The organism is Microcystis sp. M53603_WE2 (assembly GCF_030065435.1).
Window position 1 is genome coordinate 1 of sequence record NZ_JASJFF010000719.1, and the last position, 2,959, is coordinate 2,959.

The window sequence follows — 2,959 nt, forward strand, 5'->3', positions numbered from 1 at the left end:
AAGATTTCTCGGTTGGTGAGAGAGAGTCTATCTTTCTCTAAAAAAATGGAGAATCACGTTGGGGAGCCCTTTGGTATTTTATCCATGACTACAATGCACAGCAAAGCAAAGGATTAAGCCGCCATCACTACTACCGAATCACCACCGCAAAAGGAACTTTTGAGTGGCATAGAAGACATTGTTTAGCTAAATTCCCCCCTGCTATACCCCCGCCCGCCCATTTTGTCAAGATTTTTATCATTTATATTTCTTATGCTTCATTTAGCTATTGATTACTCGATTAGGGATTGAGGGCGATCTCCCAGAGATGCGCGAAGGGGTGCGCTTTTCTAGGGTGCGGGGGGTTATAGTATCATCAAAGAAATACTCTAGCCGCCGATCGCTCTTTTCATTGGCCAAAGACAAACAAAATAACTAGCATTAAAATAGTTATAGTCTCCGTTTCGGTGTTCCCGTTGTCCCAGTTCCCCTGATAGGATTTAATCGATCGCTTAACTCTAGAGCTAAAGTAGAGATAGGGTTTAATTGGAGCTATGTATGGAAGCGATCGAATTTAGGACGGTTATTTATGACGGTCAGGTGAGCGTTCCCCCCCGATATTCTTCTCGATGGGAAGGTAAGATGATACGGGTGATTGTTTTGGATGACTCGGAAATCGTCCCCGATCCGAGCCAGAAAACTGAAAAAACGATGTTCGAGGCGATTTCTTTAAATACACGGGGATTTACATTCGATCGGGACGAGGCTAATGCCCGATAAAGTTTTTATCGATACTAATGTCTTAATTTACGGGTATTCTGAGGATGAGCCGGATAAACGACAGCGAGCGATTGATTGTGTTGGATCGGGTGAGGCTTGGATTAGTACACAGGTTTTAAATGAAACGATAAATGTATTAAAACGGAAATTTTCCCTAAGCTATTCGCAAATTCGAGACGCTGTACAAGAGCTTTCCGAGGGATTCCCAATCGTCCTCGTTTCTGTTAATACGATAGAGATGGCATTGAATCTAGCGGAACGTTATCAATATAGTTACTTTGATAGTTTAATACTGGCCAGCGCTCTGGAAGCGGGCTGTCAAATTCTCTACAGTGAAGATTTACAAGATGGTCAGCGAATCGAGAATCAATTGATGATTATTAATCCCTTTAGTTAAGTAGGTAGGTGTTAAAAGTTGTCAGACACCCCCCTTGATAAGGAGGGCAGGGGGATCAGTCGGTCAAAATTACTTTTCCAGTTTCCGGCCTTTGCACAATAAACCGACCCCGGCAACGGAGAGTAAACCGAGAACCGTCGCCGGTTCGGGAACGGTGGTAGTGCCAGCCGGGGTCAGGGAATAATTGGCGAGAACGAAGAGTTCAGGAAGAGTAGAACCGTAGGCACTGCCGGAAGCGAACAGGTCGGTCGTGTTACCTACAATAGCGTTAGGGGGCAAAAAGCCGAATCCATCAATACAATTCGTCGTGTTACAAGCGACAAAATCCAGTCCCGCTCCGTCTAGGGATAGCACCGCCTGACCCGTTACAACAACACCAGCAAGAATGCTATCGAGATAAGAACCTATGAACGGGAGGGCAGGAGCGGGAGAGCCGTTAAAGGTGGTATTACTGATAGAACTGACGAATACCGTGTTGTTATCCAGTTGCAGGGTTCCGTCAACCGTCGCAGTGATGGTTCCTAAGCTGGAGGTGTAGGAAAAGTTAAAAGTTGCGGCGCTGGCAACTGGTGCGAGGGTGGCGGTGGCTACCGTGGCGAGGGCGACGGAATAGCAAAAGGAACTTTTAAGTGGCATAGAATACATTGTTTAGCTAAATTCCCACCCACTATACCCTCCCCCCCCGATTTTGTCAAGGTTGTTGCTATTTATATTTATTATGCTTTATCTACCTATTGATTACTCGATTCGGGATTGAGGGCGATCTCCCAAGAGAGCGGCGAAGTGGTGCGCTTTTCTGGGGTGCGAGGGGCGATCGGTAAAATTGGCATACACTATAATTATTAGAGCGATCGATGTTTATCTAAGTTAAAAACAACAATAAAACTAGCGATCGATGGGCGTGATCAGTAAAGTTAAATTAGGAGAGTTTTGGGAGCGCCACTCGGACGCAGAAGAAGCTCTTACCGATTGATATAACTTCGCTAGTAAGGCTAACTGGAAAAATTTAGTAGAGGTTCAAGGTCGCTTGCAGTATCAACCGAAACCGATTAATAACTCCCAAGAATACGAGCGATTTTTAAGCATAATTGAAGGGATGATGTCACGGGAGTTAAGCAATGACGAAGGACTATTATTCGATTTATTGGTGTTATTGGTGGAAGAATACGAGCGGAAACATTATCCGATCGCCCGAACAAATCCTACCGCTACGTTAGAATCTTTACTTGATGAATTCGATATCGATAGGGAGTGTCTTGTCGATATTTTCGGCGATCGGGATAGAGTAGAATCGGTGATAGGGGGGAAACAAGCGATCGCTCCCTCTCAAGCCGAGTCTCTAGCCGAATTTTTTAATCGTTTAAGTGCGAAACTGGCGTTAAGCGCCCGTGATTTTCTCTTGTAGCCTCGCTTTCCCTCGGGGACTGGGGGGGAAGACCATATAACAAATCCTTACTTTCTTCATAACTTTAGATTAATTAAGATAATGTTACAAAACTTTATGAAAAAGCCGTAGTATGATAATTTACGCCAGTAAAGCGAACACAATAAGGAGCAACACCCATAATGCAGTCGGCCGAGATGTTGCTGACAGTCCCCAAAGAGTATTTAAAAGCACCGGGGGGCTTCAACCCAAACGTTACCATGTTTTTTAGTGCCTTGAGCCTAATAACCCTATCTACCTGTGGCTATTGGCTATGGTCCTGGCCTGACTGGATTTGTTTTAGTGCTAATGTCCTCGCTTTACATTTATCGGGGACAGTTATCCACGATGCCTCTCATAATTCTGCCCATAGCAATCGG

At 44.8% G+C, this 2,959-nt stretch carries 4 protein-coding genes and 2 pseudogenes; 5 read left to right on the top strand and 1 reads right to left on the bottom strand.

Features of this window, described 5'->3' with window-relative positions; all coding sequences use genetic code 11:
- From PX481_RS15495 to PX481_RS15505, 3 genes and pseudogenes are all read left to right on the top strand, one after another.
- Window positions 1-98: pseudogene (locus PX481_RS15495) on the top strand (IS1 family transposase); the annotation flags it as partial.
- A gap of 439 nt (window positions 99-537) precedes the next feature.
- The gene (locus tag PX481_RS15500) at window positions 538-759 is read left to right on the top strand and encodes a hypothetical protein (protein ID WP_288094917.1); all 222 of its coding nucleotides are present in this window, start codon (window positions 538-540) and stop codon (window positions 757-759) included.
- Window positions 749-1,156 carry a PIN domain-containing protein gene (locus tag PX481_RS15505; protein ID WP_288094919.1) on the top strand — a complete coding sequence of 136 codons (408 nt, stop codon included), beginning with the start codon at window positions 749-751 and terminating at the stop codon, window positions 1,154-1,156. Before PX481_RS15500 ends, PX481_RS15505 begins: the two co-directional genes overlap by 11 nt.
- Before the next feature lie 69 nt (window positions 1,157-1,225).
- On the opposite strand, the gene PX481_RS15510 is transcribed toward PX481_RS15505, so the two are convergent.
- Window positions 1,226-1,792 (bottom strand): PEP-CTERM sorting domain-containing protein, encoded by a 567-nt coding sequence (locus PX481_RS15510; RefSeq protein ID WP_288023343.1) that lies wholly within the window; start codon window positions 1,790-1,792, stop codon window positions 1,226-1,228.
- A gap of 391 nt (window positions 1,793-2,183) precedes the next feature.
- On the opposite strand from PX481_RS15510, the gene PX481_RS15515 reads away from it, so the two are divergent.
- Both PX481_RS15515 and PX481_RS15520 read left to right on the top strand, forming a co-directional pair.
- Window positions 2,184-2,561, top strand: a complete 378-nt coding sequence (locus PX481_RS15515) for a helix-turn-helix domain-containing protein (protein ID WP_002763622.1) — start codon at window positions 2,184-2,186, stop codon at window positions 2,559-2,561.
- Window positions 2,562-2,722: 161 nt separating this feature from the next.
- Window positions 2,723-2,959, top strand: a pseudogene (locus PX481_RS15520) (beta-carotene hydroxylase); the annotation flags it as partial.